General features: G+C 62.6%; 16 protein-coding genes and 1 tRNA gene. 9 read left to right on the top strand and 8 right to left on the bottom strand.

The genetic code is table 11. The features are described 5' to 3' along the window. Positions 1-45: 45 nt before the first annotated feature. Positions 46-1,278 carry an ATP-grasp domain-containing protein gene (locus QM801_RS11005; RefSeq protein ID WP_415019250.1) on the top strand — a complete coding sequence of 411 codons (1,233 nt, stop codon included), beginning with the start codon at positions 46-48 and terminating at the stop codon, positions 1,276-1,278. Here QM801_RS11005 and QM801_RS11000 read toward each other — a convergent pair. From QM801_RS11000 to QM801_RS10980, 5 genes are all read right to left on the bottom strand, one after another. Beyond that, a complete protein-coding gene (locus QM801_RS11000) occupies positions 1,275-2,234 on the bottom strand; it encodes a 3-hydroxyacyl-CoA dehydrogenase (protein WP_415019249.1) in 960 nt (319 codons plus the stop codon). The two genes, QM801_RS11005 and QM801_RS11000, sit on opposite strands and share 4 nt — an antisense overlap. A 77-nt stretch (positions 2,235-2,311) precedes the next feature. Next, on the bottom strand, positions 2,312-2,818 hold the full coding sequence (locus QM801_RS10995; protein ID WP_415019248.1) for a hypothetical protein: 507 nt from the start codon (positions 2,816-2,818) through the stop codon (positions 2,312-2,314). A gap of 8 nt (positions 2,819-2,826) precedes the next feature. Beyond that, on the bottom strand, positions 2,827-3,012 hold the full coding sequence (gene hemP, locus QM801_RS10990) for a hemin uptake protein HemP (protein WP_415019247.1): 186 nt from the start codon (positions 3,010-3,012) through the stop codon (positions 2,827-2,829). Positions 3,013-3,360: 348 nt separating this feature from the next. Next, complete coding sequence (locus QM801_RS10985; protein ID WP_415019246.1) at positions 3,361-3,987, bottom strand: outer membrane protein; 627 nt, start codon at positions 3,985-3,987, stop codon at positions 3,361-3,363. A 179-nt stretch (positions 3,988-4,166) separates the two neighbouring features. Then, entirely contained in the window at positions 4,167-4,499 is a 333-nt protein-coding gene (locus QM801_RS10980; RefSeq protein ID WP_415019245.1) for a hypothetical protein, read from the bottom strand. A gap of 313 nt (positions 4,500-4,812) precedes the next feature. On the opposite strand from QM801_RS10980, the gene QM801_RS10975 reads away from it, so the two are divergent. Beyond that, positions 4,813-6,237 carry a DUF6600 domain-containing protein gene (locus QM801_RS10975; RefSeq protein WP_415019244.1) on the top strand — a complete coding sequence of 475 codons (1,425 nt, stop codon included), beginning with the start codon at positions 4,813-4,815 and terminating at the stop codon, positions 6,235-6,237. 460 nt (positions 6,238-6,697) lie between these two features. On the opposite strand, the gene QM801_RS10970 is transcribed toward QM801_RS10975, so the two are convergent. Continuing rightward, positions 6,698-6,773 (bottom strand) — tRNA-Val (locus QM801_RS10970). A gap of 340 nt (positions 6,774-7,113) precedes the next feature. On the opposite strand from QM801_RS10970, the gene QM801_RS10965 reads away from it, so the two are divergent. Beyond that, positions 7,114-7,740: an alpha/beta hydrolase gene (locus QM801_RS10965; RefSeq protein ID WP_415019243.1), complete on the top strand. Its 627-nt coding sequence runs from the start codon at positions 7,114-7,116 to the stop codon at positions 7,738-7,740. Here the strand turns inward: QM801_RS10965 and gph are convergent. Further along, positions 7,725-8,390 carry a phosphoglycolate phosphatase gene (gene gph / locus QM801_RS10960; RefSeq protein ID WP_415019242.1) on the bottom strand — a complete coding sequence of 222 codons (666 nt, stop codon included), beginning with the start codon at positions 8,388-8,390 and terminating at the stop codon, positions 7,725-7,727. The two genes, QM801_RS10965 and gph, sit on opposite strands and share 16 nt — an antisense overlap. Positions 8,391-8,482: 92 nt before the next feature. Between gph and QM801_RS10955 the strand changes: the two genes are divergently transcribed. The 3 genes from QM801_RS10955 to gor are packed head-to-tail and all read left to right on the top strand — an operon-like array spanning position 8,483 to position 12,032. Then, complete coding sequence (locus QM801_RS10955) at positions 8,483-9,958, top strand: NAD-dependent succinate-semialdehyde dehydrogenase (RefSeq protein ID WP_415019241.1); 1,476 nt, start codon at positions 8,483-8,485, stop codon at positions 9,956-9,958. Beyond that, positions 9,955-10,677 carry a ribose-5-phosphate isomerase RpiA gene (gene rpiA, locus QM801_RS10950; protein WP_415019240.1) on the top strand — a complete coding sequence of 241 codons (723 nt, stop codon included), beginning with the start codon at positions 9,955-9,957 and terminating at the stop codon, positions 10,675-10,677. The genes QM801_RS10955 and rpiA overlap by 4 nt, the downstream gene beginning before the upstream one ends. Continuing rightward, positions 10,674-12,032 carry a glutathione-disulfide reductase gene (gene gor / locus QM801_RS10945; protein WP_415019239.1) on the top strand — a complete coding sequence of 453 codons (1,359 nt, stop codon included), beginning with the start codon at positions 10,674-10,676 and terminating at the stop codon, positions 12,030-12,032. The genes rpiA and gor overlap by 4 nt, the downstream gene beginning before the upstream one ends. 3 nt (positions 12,033-12,035) lie before the next feature. On the opposite strand, the gene QM801_RS10940 is transcribed toward gor, so the two are convergent. Beyond that, positions 12,036-12,620 (bottom strand): DUF1989 domain-containing protein, encoded by a 585-nt coding sequence (locus QM801_RS10940; RefSeq protein WP_415019238.1) that lies wholly within the window; start codon positions 12,618-12,620, stop codon positions 12,036-12,038. Positions 12,621-12,675: 55 nt separating this feature from the next. Between QM801_RS10940 and ileS the strand changes: the two genes are divergently transcribed. The 3 genes from ileS to QM801_RS10925 are packed head-to-tail and all read left to right on the top strand — an operon-like array spanning position 12,676 to position 16,744. Beyond that, a complete protein-coding gene (ileS, locus tag QM801_RS10935; RefSeq protein WP_415019237.1) occupies positions 12,676-15,699 on the top strand; it encodes an isoleucine--tRNA ligase in 3,024 nt (1,007 codons plus the stop codon). Beyond that, complete coding sequence (gene lspA / locus QM801_RS10930) at positions 15,669-16,211, top strand: signal peptidase II (protein WP_415019236.1); 543 nt, start codon at positions 15,669-15,671, stop codon at positions 16,209-16,211. The genes ileS and lspA overlap by 31 nt, the downstream gene beginning before the upstream one ends. A gap of 47 nt (positions 16,212-16,258) precedes the next feature. Next, a complete protein-coding gene (locus QM801_RS10925; protein WP_415019235.1) occupies positions 16,259-16,744 on the top strand; it encodes a hypothetical protein in 486 nt (161 codons plus the stop codon). Positions 16,745-16,810: the final 66 nt, after the last annotated feature.

Genomic DNA, 16,810 nt, shown 5'->3' with positions numbered 1-16,810 from the left:
GTCTTTCGCCTGTGTCCCGTTGGACAGGCTGAAAGTTGGTGAGACATGACACATCGCAGGCTGCCCGAAATCCATGGCAAGGCGGAGATCGTCCGCAGCTTCTATGACGGCAAGGACACCTTGCCCCTGTGGTCGGTGCTCTACACACGCGTCAATCACAATCCGTCCGATGCGGCAGCCTTCATGGATCTCTCGATCATGCTCCAGACAATGGGGAAGACCGAAGAAGCCATGCAATGCCAGAAGGCTGCGCTCGATATCAGCCGCAGTTACCGGGTGAAGTCGGAGAAGGACGGGCGTCTCACCGTGGTGGCCTTCATGGCGCCCGGTACCTTCATGTCCAACACCCCCATCGAATTCCTGCTGGAGCGCGCCGATGTGAAACTGGTGCTTCACTACGTGGATGCCGAAACCACCAGCCTCGCCGATGTGCCCGTCCATGACGTGGGCTTCGTGGCGGTGAGCCAGTCGGCCGTGAACGAACCAGTTCTCCTCAATCTCGACCGCTTGCTCGCCAACTGGCGGAAGCCGGTGATCAACAGCCGGACGTCAACCATCGCCGGCATGACGCGCGATGCCGTCTCCCGGCTCTTCGCCGGCGAAAAGGACCTGCTGTCACCGCTCACCGTGCGCCTGCCGCGTGAGGATGTGCTGCGGATCGCCGCGGGCGTTCTGGGCCTGCAGACGGTTCTGCCTGGCCACACCTATCCCGCTCTCATCCGGCCCTTCGATACCCATGCGGGTGTGGGCCTCCGGAAGATCAACAACCAGATCGAGTTCCTGACCTATCTCACCGAATTCCCCGATGCGCAGTTCTACCTCGCGCCTTTCGTGGACTACAGCAACGCCGACGGCAAGTTCCGCAAGGCACGCGTGGCGGTGATCGACGGCAAGCCTTTCGCCAGCCATCTTGCGGTATCGCAGAACTGGATGGTGCACTACCTCAATGCCGACATGACCATCCATGCCGACCGCCGCGCGGAAGAGGCCGACTGGATGAACCGCTTCCAGACCGACTACGCCGTGCGCCACGCCGGTGCCTTCCGCGCGCTTTACGAGAAGCTGGGGCTTGATTACTTCGTCATCGACTGCGCCGAACTGCCGGATGGCCGCCTGATGCTGTTCGAGGCGGATGTGGGCATGATCGTGCACTCCATGGATCCGCCCGATCTCTTCCCTTACAAGTGCGGGACCATGGCGGCGATCTATGCGGCCTTCGAAGCGTCTCTCGCTGCTCATGCAAAGCGGGCGATCGAGCCGCTGCCGCTCGCCGTCTAGTCCTTCTCCGCCATCTGCCGCTTGTGGGCGGCGAGCGCCATCAGCCGGCGGTCGCGCCAGACGTGGCGCTGCTTCATCCTATCTGCGGGCAGGAGAGCGCGGCGTGCCGGCTCGATCCTGTCCATGACCTCGCCCGCCCAGTCGACGCGGCGCTGCATCTGCGGGAAGATGTTGGAATAGATGGACTGGTAGCGGTTGACGTAATCGCGGATGCCGCCCGGCGCGTTGAGATCGATGGTCTCGAACGGCCCCATGAAAGACCAGCGGAGCGCGAGGCCATCCTTGATGCCGGTGTCCACATCCTCGATCGAGGCATAGCCATCGGCGACAAGCCGGAAGGCCTCTTCCAGCAGTGCACCTTGCAGGCGGTTCATGATGAAGCCGTCGAGCTCCTTCTTCATGACGAGCGGTGCATGGCCTGCGGCAACCAGAAGCGCGCGGGTGCGCTCCATGCTCTCGGCACTGGTCCAGGGTGCAGGCACCACTTCGGCAGCAGGAATGAGATAGGGCGGGTTGATGGGATGCACCACAAGGCAGCGTGCAAGGCCCTTCAGGCCTTCGGTGAAGCGCGATGGCAGAAGCGCCGAGGTTGAACTGGCGATGACTGCATCTGGTCCGGCGAGATCATCGAGCTCGCGGAAGACCTCGATCTTGGTGGCGAGAACCTCAGGCGTGTTTTCCTGGATGTGGACCGCGCCTTGCAGCGCCTCGGCCAACGAAGGCGCCACACTGCAGCGGGACAGCACAGCCGCCGGTGCATCATTGAGGAGGCCGTTCCGCTCCAGTTCCGGCAGGATGGCGGCAATGAAGTCCATGGCCGCGGCACTTGTAGGCGTGTGCTGATCCCAGAGCCGCACCTCGGCTCCTGCGCGCGCAAAGGATATCGCCCAGGCGCGGCCGATGAGGCCCGCACCCACGATGGCAATGCGCGTTGCGGCGAGTGAGAGCTGAGGCATCGATGGCGACCTTTCGTGTTGTTTTCACGAGGCTCGCGCAGTTCGCAACGGCTGTAAAGATCAGGGGCGGAATGCCATCAATGCAGGAGGGCAGGGCGTTCCGCAACGGCGTGACGCTCTTCCATGGCGCAGATCGATTGCACCACGGCAGTCGTCACCGGATAGAGCGTGAGGTTCTCCATCGCCAGCGCCGTGGCAAAATGCCAGGACGCGTGCCACAGCTCGCCTAGCGCATGCGCATCCTGCGTGCCCAGCAGATGAATGGCGGCAAGATCGGCACAGGCACGGTCCCCTGCTTGCGCCGCGGCAAGGGCAGAAACCGCCATGCATTCATCATGGCAGATGTGGCGGCAGGAGCAGGGGAAGTAGCGCATGGGCTTCTGGGCGTGGCTGCGGATGGCGCGCGTCCAGAACTGCAGTTCGCCCATGAGGCGGCGTGCAGGCCCGTTGCCCAGGCTGTCGATGTAGGCTGTCCAGGCCTGTTCCCAGCAGGCGGCATCGCTGAGGTCATGCGCGGCCATGACATTGCGGAAGCCCTGGATCACCAGGCGTTCGGGCGTGAGCGAGAAGATTTCGGGAGCCATGGCAGACCTCATTTGTTCAGGATGAGGCCACCGCTGCGTGTCATCCGCAGGGTGTAGACCGCTCCCTTGTGTTCAATGCGGATTTCGGTGCCGGAGCCGAAAAGCGCATCGCTGAAGTAATGCGGTGCAGCGGGGGTTGGTTGCACATCACGCGCCGCGCCGGGCGGCTGAATGTCGGATCTGGATTGGGCCACGTGTACTCTCCGTCTGGAACGTGGCTTCCGGCTGGTTCCATTAATCCGAGTAATTTAATCGGAAATGATATGCTGTCAAGGGCCAGTGAAAGGAGGGCTTTTCTGGTTCCGTCCGAGAAGGCCGCCCGGAAGGACTACATAGCCGCTATACTGAAGTTGGGTGTGTCATACGGGAATGCCCGCGGAAGGACGAAGGACATTGCACCGGCTATTATCTGGTGGTCCGCTTCCTGATGGGCGAGGAGTGCGCTGTCGTGATTTGGTGCATCCACAGATCCACGCCGACGCCGCCACCGAAGGCTGGAGGACGATGCATCCCGTTAACTGGCGAGCCCCGAGACGAGGTGCTCAGAACTGGTAGTCCAGCCCCACGCGAATTTCATCGGCGCTGTTGGTGACCGTCACGGGGACCGTCAGGTTGTAAGTTGTGTCGCCGTAGAAGTAGTGCACATATTCCAATCGCCCGACGAAATGGGAATTCAGGGCGTAGTGACCACCAATGCCCAATGCGGGCCCCGAAATGCTTTTCTTCTGCTCGACCAGACCCTCGCCATACTCGGACTGACCCCAGCCCCAACCCGCGGTCGCGAAGATCATCGACCGTTCACCGACGGTCATGCCGAGCTTGGCCCTGACCGAAGCGATGTTGTCCATGTCCTGCGTCTGGAAACTCGCTGTTCCCCGCACCCCCTGATCATCGTCAAGATCGGAAAGCGAAGCATTTGCCTCGATACCGATGACCACCTGATCCAGTTGGTATTGGAATCCGACGTCCGCTCCGCCGAACACGCCCGTGGGGTGCATGTTTCCAAAATCGGCTTCCGTCGTACCGATTCCTCCCGCCGCAAATGCACCGACGTAGAGTCCTGTCCAGTCATGAGCTGATTCAGAAGCGATTGCCCCCGAGGCGGCAAACAAAAGACCGCCAAGCGGAAGTGCAAACACCAGTGCCAAATGAGTTACGCCGCGTCTCATTGCAAACTCCAAAATGATACCGGTAGTGAACTTGCCGAGCGCGGGCAACATAACACAGGTTGAGTGCGGTCATTGGAGATTTATGGGGCGCGACAGCAACACTTCCACATGACACCGGGATTCAATTTAAAACTGTATCAATGTGATGATTGCATCCATGAGATGCTGTGCGGTAGAATTCAGCGCCCAGTTGCCTGCTTGGCGGCCTTTGTCTTGAGCAGGCCCATGTCGGCGCGGATTGCATCCCGGTCTCCCTCACTCACCCGCAGGCTGATGCAGGAGTATCCGCCGTACGGAATGGCGGCGCGCACGATATCGGCGCTACAACCGAAGACTTCGGCGATGTCATCAAAGAAATGCTGCTGCATCTCGCGCGGATCAGTAAGGATTTTCTCGTTGAGATGGCGCGCGATCTTGTGCGCCAGAAGATTGGCTTCATTCGTCCGCCTGCGGAGAATCTGGTTCGGCCCGCGATAGGACTTCAGGAGTGGCCTTATCGGAAGTGTCGTCAAAGCTCCGCCCTTCTGGATGAAACGCGTCGAAATACGCCACACAACCAGAGATTTGGCGGAAGCCAAAGTTATTGCAAGTGATTCGGTAGCAGTTCCGCCCCGGACTCCGGCCCGGCCGAGGGAAAACATCCTGCACATTCCGGTGCATCGGCCAGTGAAGTGCCGCAACCCGGTTCAACCAAAGCGGTAACTCTGGTCCGCGACTTGCACGCCCCAGGATCGGACGGGGTCGCCGAAGGCACGCCGTGGGGAACTCATGGGGCGGGACACAGTTTCCCTGCGTGGCAGCACTATCATTCAAGGAAACATGATCATGAAAATCACAACGTTACTGGCGAGCTCCGCTGCCCTGGCAGCAATCGCTCTGGTCACGCCGGCACCTCAGACTGCGGGCTTTGGCTTCATCCGATCGGCAGAAGCGGCCAATGTCTCCGTGAACATCTCGCTGTTCTATTCGGGCCTCGGCCGCTACGGCGACTGGGTCGATCACCGTGGCATGTATGTCTTCGTGCCGGTGGTTTCGGACCGCAATTGGCGACCTTATCGCGAAGGTCATTGGGTTTATGCCCGCGGCTATGGCTGGACCTGGGTTTCACGCGAACCCTTTGGCTGGGCCACCTATCATTATGGCCGCTGGGGTTTTGACCGCGAGATTGGCTGGTACTGGGTTCCGGGAACGCGCTGGGCCCCGGCCTGGGTGAGCTGGCGCCGCAGCGGCAATCACGTCGCATGGGCGCCACTGCCGCCGTGGCGCGACCGCGGCACGGATGTGAGCATCTCGATCAGCGTCAACGACATCCCGGACTATTACTGGGTTGCGGTTCCCACCCGCCATTTCCTCGATCGTGACCTGACGGTCGTCGTGATCAAGGACGAGCGCGAACGCCATCGCATCGTGCGCGAGACGGAGTTTGCCGGCACGGTGAACATCGAGAACAACATCATCGTCAATAACATCATTGACGTGAACTTCGTCGAGAAGAACACCGGCAAGAAGGTGAAGGAAGTCGAGGTGAAGGAGGCCAGTGATCCAACCAAGGCGAAGTCGAGCGATGAAGCTGTTGCCGTCTTCAACGGCACGCTTGAACAGAATTCCGACGTCAAGCCGCCCAAGGTGAAGGACGTTGGAGAGGTCAAGAAAAACCAGGCCAAAGTGAAGCAGGACGTGGAGGAGGAAGCAGGCGCAGAACTGGACAAGAGCGCCCAGCCGGCTGAAGAGCCATCCTCGCAGAACGGCAAGAAAGTGAAGCCTGAGGACGCACAAGGCACGCCGCCTGCTGACCAGCCTGCAACGGCGCAGGATGGTGCGGCCAAGAAGCCCAAGTCCAATGAGCCTGATGGCCAGGCGACAACCGCTCAACCTTCGACGGACGAGACCGCCCAGCCCCAGGACAAGAAGGCCAAAAATAAGCAGCCCGGCCAGGCTCAGCAGCAGACCGAAGAGCCTCAGTCCGGCGAGCAGGTAACCCCGCCTGCCGAGACAAAGAAGAAGGCGCAGGACAAGAAGGCTGCTCCTGCCGAGGCTGAGCAGTCTCCGGCTGACACCCAGCCCGCGGGTCAGCAGCAGGGCAAGAAGAAGAAGGCGAAGCCTGAGCAGAACCAGACGGAGGAATCTGCTGCACCGCCTGCCGACAATGCGCCTGCCGCGGCTGACGAAACTGCACCTGCGGCCGCCGGCAAGAAGGGCAAAAAGGCCAAGGCTTGCGATCCTGCCGTCGAGACCTGCGACGCACAGTAATTTCGATCACGCGAGACGGACAACAGCGCTGCCTTCGGGCGGCGCTGTTTTGTGTAAGAAGTGAGTAAGTTGCATCGGCCTGTCCGAAGCCCTTGCATGGCGGTACAGGAAACGAAGCCGCATTGCGTCGGACCAGACATTGAATGGGGAGCGCGCAATGATGGTGATGATGGTGACGCCCTGCTCTGGCCGCCGCATCACGTACTGCTTCGGGCGGTGTGCCATCTGCAATCGCCGTACCCTGTGGTTCAGTGGCCTCAGGATGTCACGCCCACTTTCATTTAGGAGAGTGGATGCAGTCGCTCTGTATTCAAGAGCAGCGGGTACAATGGCGCCCGCATGAATTCGTAGGACGCCAAGTCCACAATCCTACTTGGTGACATGGTGGTGACACGACCCAAAAGAGCACTCGGCCACCAAGTGCGGGGCCGTTATAAGCATTTGAAATCATTTTTGAAAATGGTGGGCGATACTGGACTCGAACCAGTGACCCCTGCGATGTGAACACAGTGCTCTACCAACTGAGCTAATCGCCCGGAACCTTGGGGTGGGCGTGCTATAGGCGGGCGGGCGGGCGAAAGTCAATGGCGCTTTCCGGGCCTTCCGCCGGGCGAACCCCACCCTTGCATCTGACGCCCGATTCTGGGCGTATCTGCCCCATGCGCACCGCTTTCACCTCCCTGGGTGTCGCCCTCATCGTGCTGGGGCTGCTCTATCATTTCGCCGCCCTCCGGATCTTCAACCTGCTGGTGCCGAAGGATGCCGGCGTGCGGAAAGTCGCTCGAAACCTCGCCTATGGCGGGGCAGGGCGGCAGCGGCTTGACCTCTACGCGCCCGTCAACCCTGCGGCCGCCCTTCCGGTGCTGCTCTTCATTTATGGCGGCTCGTGGGATTTCGGGCCGCAAGGAAGACTATGCCTTCGCCGCCCATGCCTTCGCGGCCCAGGGCTTCCTCACCGCCATCGCCGACTACCGCTTGGTGCCCGACGTGCATTACCCGGATTTTGTCGACGACACCGCACTCGCCCTCACCTGGCTCTCAGACAATGCGGAGGAGTTCGGCGGCGATCCCGCCCGCATCTTCTTCGCCGGTCATTCGGCAGGCGCCTACAGCGCCGTGCAATCGGTGCTGCGGAACGGGCTGCGCGATCACGTACGCGCGGTGGCGTCGCTTGCCGGGCCCTTCGATTTCCTGCCGCTCGATTCCCCCAAGACCATTGCCGCATTCGGCAAGGTCAGCGACCTTGAAGAGACGCAACCGGTGAAGGCCGATCTTTCGGATGCGCCGCCCATCCTGCTCCTCCATGGCGAGGAGGATGACACGGTGGGCCTGCACAACAGCTGGAACCTTTATGCGCACGCGATCGGGGCAGGGAACGCATCCGAACTCCGCTTCTACAAGGGGATCGGCCACGTCGGCATCATGCTGGCGCTGGCGAAGCCCTTCCGCTGGCGCGCACCCGTGCTCGCCGACATCACCGCCTTCTTTCAGAGATACGTCTGAACGATCGGCCAGGCCTCGTCGTAGTGGTCGATGATGTGGGTGGGATTGAAGGCCGAGACATGCTGCGGCGTGTAGCCGAAGGAAACAGCGATCACCGGCACGCCGGCGTTCTGCCCGGTGCGGATGTCGGTCTCGCTGTCACCGATCATGATCGAGGATGACGCCTCGCGGCCCAGGCGCTTCAGCGCCTCGTGATAGGGGCGGGGATCGGGCTTGGCGATGCCGATGGTATCGGGCCCCACAACCGCGCCGAAGTAACCCGCAAGATCGAGCGCCTGCAGCAGCTGCACCGAGAGGAACTCGAGCTTGTTGGTGCACACCGCCATGGCAAGGCCCTTGGCCTTGCAGGCATCGAGGAAGGGGATGAGGCCGGGGAAGGGCTTGCTGAAGGCCGAGATGTGGGCGGCGTAGTAGATGACGAATTCCTGGTAGAGCGTCTCGATGGCGCGGGGGTCCACGGGGTCGCCGGTGGCCTCGCAGCCGCGGGCGATCAGGGCGCGCGCACCGTGGCCCACGAAGGCGCGCACTTCTTCCATGGAGATGGGGCGCCGCTTCAGCGTTGAAAGCACATGATTTGTGGCCGCGTGCAGATCGGGGGCGGTGTCCACCAGCGTCCCGTCAAGGTCGAAAACCAATGCTTCAACTGGCATTCCCAACTCCCGTTTCTGGCCTGTTTGTTCTGCCGGACCTACCATGCTATGCCGCCCGCCAGATCAGCCCGTTTCCCTTTCAGGAGCATTCCATGGACATCGCAAGAACCCAGGCCCTGCGCGACTTATTGAAAGACAAGTCGCTGCTCAAGGAGAAATGCTACATCAACGGCGCGTGGGTGGGCGGCTCCGCCACCATCGACGTCACCAACCCGGTGGACAACCGCGTCATCGCCGCCGTGCCGAAGCTCGGCGGCAAGGAAACCCGCGAGGCCATCGAAGGCGCCGAGAAGGCCCAGAAGCTGTGGGCCAAGAAGACCGCCAAGGAGCGCGCCGGCATCCTCCGCAAGTGGTTCAACCTGATGATGGAAAACCAGGAAGACCTGGCCCAGATCCTCACCGCCGAGCAGGGCAAGCCCCTCACCGAGTCCCGCGGCGAGATTGCCTATGGCGCGAGCTTCATCGAGTGGTTCGCCGAAGAGGCCCGCCGCGTCTATGGCGAAACCGTGCCGGTGCCGTTCCCGAATGGCCGCGCCGTGGTGATCAAGCAGCCGGTGGGCGTCATCGCCTGCATCACGCCGTGGAACTTCCCCAACGCCATGATCACCCGCAAGGCGGGTGCTGCTCTTGCCGCAGGCTGCGCCATGGTGTGCAAGCCCGCAGGCGAAACCCCGCTCTCGGCCCTTGCCATGGCGGAACTGGGTGAACGCGCCGGCATTCCCGCCGGTGTCTTCTCGGTCGTCACGGGCTCGGCCCGCGAGATCGGCGCCGAGATGACCTCGAACCCCATCGTGCGCGGCCTCACCTTCACGGGTTCGACCGAAATCGGCCGCGTGCTGATGGAGCAGTCCGCCCCCACCATCAAGAAGCTCGGCCTTGAACTCGGCGGCAACGCGCCCTTCATCGTCTTCGACGATGCCGACCTCGATGCAGCCGTGGCCGGCGCCATGGCGTCCAAGTACCGTAACAACGGCCAGACCTGCGTCTGCGCCAACCGCCTTTACGTGCAGGCGGGCGTCTATGACGCCTTCGCCGAAAAGCTTTCGGCTGCCGTCAAGAAGCTGAAGGTGGGCAATGGCGCCGAGGATGGCGTCACCACTGGCCCGCTCATCAACGAGGCCGCCGTAAAGAAGGTGGAAGAGCACATTGCCGACGCTCTCGCCAAGGGGGGCAAGTTGGCCGCCGGCGGAAAGCGCATGACCGGCAACTTCTTCGAGCCGACGATCATCACCGGCGTCACGAGCAGCATGGCTGTGGCGCGTGAGGAAACCTTCGGTCCGGTGGCGCCGCTCTTCAAGTTCAACACCGAAGAAGAAGTGATCGAAGCCGCCAACAACACCGAGTTCGGCCTTGCCTGCTATTTCTACAGCCGCGACATCGGCCGCATCTGGCGCGTCGGCGAAGCGCTGGAATACGGCATGATCGGCATCAACGAAGGCATCATCTCCACCTCGGAAGTGCCCTTTGGCGGCGTCAAGCAGTCGGGCCTCGGACGTGAAGGCTCGCAGCACGGCATGGAAGAATATCTGGAGATCAAGTACATGCTGATGGGCGGCCTGGGCAAATGAGTGCGAAGAAGGTGAGCACGCCAAAGAGCGCCGACGACCAGAAGAAGGACGCCGCCCTCGAAGCGCTCAAGCTCGTCACGCCGGGCATGACTCTGGGCCTCGGTACCGGCTCGACCGCGAACCACTTCATCCGGGCGCTGGGCGCCAAGGTGAAGGAAGGTCTCGAGGTCAGGGGCGTGCCGACCTCGCGGGCGACGGCGGACCTTGCCAAGGAACTCGGCATCCCGCTCACCACGCTCAACGATCATCCCTACCTCGACATGTGCGTCGATGGCGCGGATGAATTCGACGACAAGCTCCGCCTCATCAAGGGCGGCGGCGGCGCGCTGCTGATCGAGAAGATCGTGGCGACATCGGCGAAGCAGGTGGTGATCATCACCGACGAGAGCAAGCGTGTGAAGACACTGGGCAAGTTTCCGCTGCCCGTGGAAGTGGTCAACATGGGGATCAAGGCCACGGCCTGGAAGCTGGAGCGCACTTTCCGCATGCTCGGCATGAGCCCGAAGATGACGCTCCGCATGAAGGACGGCCAGCCCTTCCGCACCGACCTCGGCAACTCCATCATCGATGCCGCCTGCGAGGAAATCAAGGAGCCGGAGCGTCTTGAATTTGTGTTGAACAACATTCCCGGTGTTGTGAACAATGGCCTCTTCATCGGCATCGCGTCCCGGGTCATCATGGCGACAGCCAAGGGAACCGAGGATATCTCCGGCACGTGAGCACATTTGACTACGATCTCTTTGTCATCGGCGCAGGCTCGGGCGGTGTCCGGGCCGGGCGCATCGCCGCGAAGCACGGCGCCAAGGTGGCCGTTGCTGAGGAATATCGCGTGGGCGGCACCTGCGTCATCCGCGGCTGCGTGCCCAAGAAGCTGTTCGTGTATGCCTCGAAGTTCGCCGAGGAGTTCGAGGATGCGGTGGGCTTCGGCTGGACGACCGAAAAGGTCTCCTTCGACTGGGACACGCTGCTCGAGAACAAGGACAAGGAAATCGACCGCCTGAACAAGGCCTATATCCGCAACCTTGAGGCGGCGGGCGCGGAACTCATCCTCGAGCGCGCCACCATCGTCGACCAGAACACGGTGCAGCTGGCCTCGGGCCGCAAGGTGCGGGCGCGATACATTCTCGTCGCCACCGGGGCCTCGCCCTTCATTCCGCAGCACCTGCCGGGGCGTGAGCTTGCCATCACCTCGAACGAGGCCTTCCATCTCGAGCGCCTGCCGCGCCGCATCGTCATCGTTGGCGGTGGCTACATCGCGGTGGAGTTCGCCGGCATCTTCAACGGTCTCGGCGTCGAAACGGTTCTTCTCTACCGCGGCGAGCAGATCCTGCGCGGTTTCGATGACGACCTGCGCAACCATCTCGCCGCCGAAATGAAGAAGAAGGGGATCGAGATCCGGACCGGTGTCGATGTGGCGGAGATCGTCCGCTCCGGCGACGGCGTGCGCGTGACCCTGACGGATGGTGCGGCCATCGGGGCAGGGCAGGTGATGTATGCCACGGGCCGCATTCCCAACACCTTCGGCCTCGGACTCGAGAACGTCGGCCTGCAGGGCACGCCCCACGGCGCCATCAATGTGGATGCCTATTCCAAGACGGAGGTCGAGTCGATCTATGCGGTGGGCGATGTCACCAACCGCGTGAACCTCACGCCCGTTGCAATCCGCGAGGGCCATGCCTTTGCCGATACGGTCTTCGGCAACAAGCCCACCACGGTCAACCACTCCCTTATTCCGACGGCGGTGTTCTCGCAGCCGGAGCTTGGCACGGTAGGCCTGACCGAAGCACAGGCACGGAGCGGCCACGCCAAGGTCGACATCTACAAGACCAGTTTCCGGCCCATGAAGCACACGCTCTCAGGCCGCGACGAGCGCATGCTGATGAAGCTCGTCGTCGATGGCGAGACAGACCGTGTGCTCGGCTGCCACATCGCCGGGCCCGATGCGGGCGAGATGGCGCAGCTTCTCGGCATCGCCGTCACCTGCGGCGCCACCAAGGCGCAGTTCGACGCCACCATGGCGGTGCACCCCACGGCCGCGGAGGAACTGGTGACCATGCGCGAGAAGAGCAAGTAGGGATCAGACGATCTCGAAGTGCGCTTCCGTGGGCGTCCCGTTGTTGATCGGCAGCATGTCCTGCGGGCAGGCGGAGAAGGCGACGATGCAATCCATCTCGGCGGTGAAAAGCACGTTGTCGCCCGGGCGGCAAAGGCAGTTACCCCATTCCAGCGAGCCATCCTGGCGCCAGGGGATGTTCATGAAGAGGTTGAGCGAGTTGGGCGTGTAGGGAATGGTGATCCCGAGATTCGCCAGCCCCGCGTGCAGGTTGTCCCGGCAGTTGTCGTGGTAGTGGGTACAGCCCAGAAGGCCGTAACGCTCATTGTCGCAGGGGGCGATCAGGGTGTCGTGGCGGCCCGGCGAATTGTCCTCCACCAAGGTCAGGATGGCGCGGCGGCGGTTGGTCAGCATCTTGTCGCCCGCCACCGGGAAGAGGCGTGACCAGAAGGCCCGGCAGTGCTCCATCCCCATGTATTCGCGGAAATCATTGGCATTAAAGGCCCAGAAATCCACGACCTGGTTGCCATGGGTGTTGATGACCCGGACGGATTGGCCCTTTTCGAGCCGGTGAGCCTTGCCCGAACGGGCCGGAATCGTGTGTTTCATGAGGACCTCCGGGAGCACTTTATTCTGTCCGGCAAAGCCGTTACAAGCCGCCACCATGACCGAACAGCCGAAAAAGACCGATCGCTACCGCGACACCGTTTTCCTGCCCAAGACCGACTTCCCGATGAAGGCCGGACTGCCGGAGCGCGAACCCCAGATTCTCAAGCGCTGGGCCAACATGGGGCTGTTCCAGCGCCTGCGCGAGCAGAGCAAGGGGCGCGAGAAATTCGTGCTGCATGATGGCCCGCCCTATGCGAACGGCAACATCCACATCGGCCATGCCCTCAACAAGATCCTGAAGGACATCGTTAGCCGCTCGGCCCAGATGGCGGGCTACGACTCCCACTACGTGCCGGGCTGGGATTGCCACGGCCTTCCCATCGAATGGAAGATCGAGGAGCAGTACCGCGCCAAGGGCAAGAACAAGGACGCAATCCCGATCAACGAATTCCGCCGCGAGTGCCGCGAGTTCGCCCAGCACTGGATCGACGTGCAGCGCGAGGAGTTCAAGCGCCTCGGCGTCGAGGGCAATTGGGACCATCCCTACACCACCATGAACTTCCGTTCGGAAGGCGTGATCGCGCGCGAACTGATGAAGTTCGCCGAGACGGGCCAGCTTTATCGCGGCTCGAAGCCGGTGATGTGGTCGGTGGTGGAGAAGACGGCGCTCGCCGAAGCAGAAGTCGAGTATCAGGACTATACCAGCGACGCGATCACCGTGCAGTTCCCGGTGGCGAAGCATGACACGGCCCACAGCCGCTCGGTGATCAAGCGCCTCTTTGACCTCGTCGCACTGGTGGCGAGCGAGAGCCATCCCGGCCAGAAGGTAAGCGAGACGGACTTCCACGCCGAGCAGTCGCTCGATGACGCCGCCGTGGTGATCTGGACGACCACGCCGTGGACGATCCCCGGCAACCGCGCCATCAGCTTCTCCAACCGCATCGAATACAGCCTCGTGAAGGTGACGGAAGCCCCCGAGGGCAACTGGCTCGGTGTGGGCGAGAAGCTCATCATCGCCACCAAGCTGATCGAGACGGTGATGAAGGCCGCCAAGGTCACGGGCTGGCGCGACCTCCGCGTGGTCGATGCCAAGGAGCTTGCCGCCATCGTTTGCCGCCATCCGCTGGCCGACATGGGCTACGGCTATCCGATCCCCATGCTCGACGGCGACCACGTGACCGACGACGCCGGCACGGGCTTCGTGCACACCGCACCGAGCCACGGTGCCGACGACTACAACATCTGGATTGCCCACCAGAAGCAGTTGGCCGAGACCTATGGCCACGACTTCACCACGATCCCCACGCCTGTTGATGCCGACGGCTTCTACACCAAGGATGCACCCGGTTTCACGGGCAAGCGCGTCATCACCGACAAGGGCGAGAAGGGCGACGCCAACGAGTCGGTGATCGCCGCGCTGCGTTCTGCCGGCATGCTGATCGCGCGCGAACGCCTGAAGCACCAGTATCCGCATTCCTGGCGCTCGAAGAAGCCGATCATCTTCCGCAACACGCCACAGTGGTTCATCTCCATGGGCGACGGGCAGGCGAATTCGCTGCGCGACAAGGCGCTGGCCGCCATTGATGCCACCGAGTTCTTCCCGGCCTCGGGCAAGAACCGCCTGCGCGGCATGATCGAGCAGCGCCCGGACTGGGTGATCTCGCGCCAGCGCGCCTGGGGCGTGCCGATTACCGTCTTCGTCGAGAAGGCGACGGGCAAAATCCTGAACGACGCCAAGGTCAACAAGCGCATCTTCGATGCCTTCTGCACCGAGGGCGCCGACGCGTGGTTTGCCGATGGCGCAGCGTCGCGCTTCCTCGCACCCGACTACAATTCGCAGGACTACGAGCAGGTGCGCGACATTCTCGACGTGTGGTTTGATTCCGGCTCGACTCATGCCTTCACGCTCGAGGGCAATCCCGAGCTGAAGTGGCCCGCCGACATCTATCTCGAAGGCTCGGACCAGCACCGCGGCTGGTTCCATTCCTCGCTGCTCGAATCCTGCGGCACGCGGGGCCGCGCGCCCTACAACCAGGTGCTGACCCACGGCTTCATCATGGCCGAGGACGGCCGCAAGATGTCGAAGTCCATGGGCAACGTCACGGCGCCCCAGGACGTGATCAAGAATTCGGGCGCGGACATACTGCGCCTGTGGGTGGCATCGTCGGACTATTCCGATGACATGCGGATCGGCCCCGAGATCATCAAGTCGAACGTCGAGGCCTACCGCAAGCTCCGCAACACCTTCCGCTACATGCTGGGCGCGCTCGACGGCCTGCATGACTGGGAGAAAGTCTACTGCAAGGACATGCCGGAACTTGAGCGCTACGTGCTGCACAAGCTGTGGGAACTCGACCAGACCATCCGCGCCGCCTACAAGGTCTATGACTACAAGCGCATCTTTGCGGCACTCACGCAATTCATGAACGCCGATCTCTCGGCCTTCTACTTCGACATCCGCAAGGACGTGCTCTACTGCGACCCGTGGTCCAGCCTGAAGCGCCGCTCCTGCCGTTCGGTGATTGATGAACTGTTCCACTGCCTCACCACCTGGTGGGCGCCGATCCTCGTCTTCACCATGGAAGAGGTCTGGCTGTCGCGCTTTGCGGGCGAGGGCTCGTCCGTCCACCTGATGCCGCTCGCCAAGGCGCCGGAAGAATGGCGCGACGATGCGCTGGCCGCCAAGTGGGAGAAGATCCGCGACGTGCGTAGCGTGGTGACGGGCGCGCTCGAAATCGAGCGGGCCAACAAGACCATCGGCGCCTCGCTGGAGGCGGCTCCCAAGGTCTACGTGGCGCGCGATGCCGCCGAGGTCGAGGCGCTGCGCGCCAATGACTTCGCCGAAATCTGCATCACCTCGGCAATCGAGGTGATCCGGGGTGACGCACCAGCCGGCGCCTTCACCATCGACAGTGTCAAGGGCGTGGGCGTCGTCTTCGCCAAGGCCGAGGGCGCCAAGTGCGCCCGCTCCTGGAAGATCTCGAAAGAGATCGGCAGCGACAAGGACTTCCCCGATATCACGCCCCGCGACGCCGAAGCGGTGCGCGAATGGCAGACGCGCTTCGGACGGACCGTGTGACCGACGTGACCAAGATACAGGCCGGAGCGAACCGCTTCTGGGGCCCCTTGTCGCGGCTCGGCGTGCTGCTGGCCGCATGGGTGTTCGGGCTCGACCAGCTCAGCAAGTTCTGGATCCTGAAGATCGTGAACCTCGACGAGCGCCCGCCCATCCAGATCACGCCCTTCGCAGACCTCGCCATGGCCTGGAACGAGGGTGTCTCCTACGGCCTCCTCACCACCAATGCCCAGATGGTGCTGGTGGTCATGAGCCTCGTCATCACCGCCGTCCTGTGGATCTGGCTGGCGCGGGCGGCGCACCCCCTGTCGGCGGCCGCCCTCGGCCTGATTATCGGCGGGGCGCTGGGAAATGCCCTTGACCGGGTCCTGCACGGCGCGGTTGCGGATTTCGTCCACCTCCATTGGGGAAGCTGGAGCTGGTACATTTTCAACATTGCCGATGTGGCCATCGTTGCCGGTGTGATCCTGCTGGTCTATGATGGTTTCCGGCCCCACGCCCCCCGGAAAGCCTGAGAATGAGCCATGGTTTCGCCGGAATCCGTCATCAGATTGTCGCCGCTATGAAAAAGCCCTTCCTGAGCATGTGCCTTCTGGCGTCCGGCCTCCTGCTGGCCGGCTGTTCGACCTCGAGCCTGCTCGGTGGGTCGCGCGGTCCCGATGCCGCCGCAGTCCCGGCAGGACGCAACCTCTCGATGCCTCCTGACCTGCAGCTTCCGGCACCCGGCTCGGGCACGGCCTCGGCCTACCAGGAACCCGCCCCGGGCACCTATAGCGCCGCCGCAGCCGCACCCCCCGCTGACGACAGCGTCTATGGCAGCGGTGCCCCCGTCACGCCCCGCCGCGTGGGCGGCACCCAATGCAAGAACGGAACACAGGCGCCTGACATCTACGGCTGCTACAACATCAGCAAGTTGAAGCCCGACGGCACCAAGAAGAGCCAGGCAGACCTCACCATGGAGCTGCGCACTGCCATGCTGGAAGAAAAGCGCCGCGCCAACCCGAGTTACGGTACCTTCAAGAACTTCGGCGATCTGTTCAAGGACTGAAGTCCCGGACGCCCGCAACCGCCGTCCACAGGCCCGGCTTGAGACGGCGTAAAGCCGCCTGCTAAC

Origin of the sequence: Aestuariivirga sp., assembly GCF_047600585.1 — a bacterium.
Taxonomy (GTDB): Bacteria; Pseudomonadota; Alphaproteobacteria; order Rhizobiales; family Aestuariivirgaceae; genus Aestuariivirga.
Note: the sequence above shows the minus strand (reverse complement) of the source record. Positions and strands in the feature narration are given on the sequence as shown.

Excerpts from the sequence above, each read along its gene's own strand:
- QM801_RS10925 (WP_415019235.1), top strand. The coding sequence starts at position 16,259 with ATGAAAAAGCCCTTCCTGAGCATGTGCCTTCTGGCGTCCGGCCTCCTG.
- QM801_RS10940 (WP_415019238.1), bottom strand. The coding sequence starts at position 12,620 with ATGAAACACACGATTCCGGCCCGTTCGGGCAAGGCTCACCGGCTCGAA.
- rpiA (WP_415019240.1), top strand. The coding sequence starts at position 9,955 with ATGAGTGCGAAGAAGGTGAGCACGCCAAAGAGCGCCGACGACCAGAAG.
- QM801_RS10965 (WP_415019243.1), top strand. The coding sequence starts at position 7,114 with ATGGCGGCTCGTGGGATTTCGGGCCGCAAGGAAGACTATGCCTTCGCC.
- QM801_RS10955 (WP_415019241.1), top strand. The coding sequence starts at position 8,483 with ATGGACATCGCAAGAACCCAGGCCCTGCGCGACTTATTGAAAGACAAG.
- lspA (WP_415019236.1), top strand. The coding sequence starts at position 15,669 with ATGGCAGACGCGCTTCGGACGGACCGTGTGACCGACGTGACCAAGATA.
- QM801_RS11000 (WP_415019249.1), bottom strand. The coding sequence starts at position 2,234 with ATGCCTCAGCTCTCACTCGCCGCAACGCGCATTGCCATCGTGGGTGCG.
- gph (WP_415019242.1), bottom strand. The coding sequence starts at position 8,390 with ATGCCAGTTGAAGCATTGGTTTTCGACCTTGACGGGACGCTGGTGGAC.
- QM801_RS10985 (WP_415019246.1), bottom strand. The coding sequence starts at position 3,987 with ATGAGACGCGGCGTAACTCATTTGGCACTGGTGTTTGCACTTCCGCTT.
- QM801_RS10975 (WP_415019244.1), top strand. The coding sequence starts at position 4,813 with ATGAAAATCACAACGTTACTGGCGAGCTCCGCTGCCCTGGCAGCAATC.
- ileS (WP_415019237.1), top strand. The coding sequence starts at position 12,676 with ATGACCGAACAGCCGAAAAAGACCGATCGCTACCGCGACACCGTTTTC.
- QM801_RS11005 (WP_415019250.1), top strand. The coding sequence starts at position 46 with ATGACACATCGCAGGCTGCCCGAAATCCATGGCAAGGCGGAGATCGTC.
- QM801_RS10995 (WP_415019248.1), bottom strand. The coding sequence starts at position 2,818 with ATGGCTCCCGAAATCTTCTCGCTCACGCCCGAACGCCTGGTGATCCAG.